This window comes from Sandarakinorhabdus sp. (assembly GCF_032115815.1).
In the GTDB taxonomy this organism is placed as follows: Bacteria; Pseudomonadota; Alphaproteobacteria; order Sphingomonadales; family Sphingomonadaceae; genus Sandarakinorhabdus.
In genome coordinates, this window is sequence record NZ_JAUMBI010000172.1 from 3,876 (window position 1) to 4,248 (window position 373).

Genomic DNA, 373 nt, shown 5'->3' on the forward strand with positions numbered 1-373 from the left:
CGCTGCGGCTGGATGCGGTGCGCAAGCGCGACCGCCGCGCGCTGGGACCGTTCATCGCCAAGGCGCTCGACAAGGTGGACTGGTCGGGCGAGGGCAAGGGCAAGCCGTTCTACATGGTGGGCGGATCGTGGCGGGCGCTGGCGCAGATCCACATCTGGATGACGGGGCATCCGCTGCCCATCGTCCACCAGTATGAAATGCCGGCAGCGGCGCCGGGCAAATTGTTTCGCAGCCTGTCGCACACGGATTTGGCCACGTTGAAGGCGGTTCCGCATCTGTCCACCTCGCGGCTGCCGTCCTTGCCCGGTGCGGCGATGCTGTTGGCGGCGGTGGTGAAGAAACTGGGATCGTCCAGCGTGATTGCTTCGGGCTT

At 66.2% G+C, this 373-nt stretch carries 1 pseudogene; it reads left to right on the forward strand.

Annotation, left to right across the window (positions count from 1 at the left end):
- A pseudogene (locus tag RT662_RS10145) lies at positions 1-373 on the forward strand (Ppx/GppA family phosphatase); the annotation flags it as partial.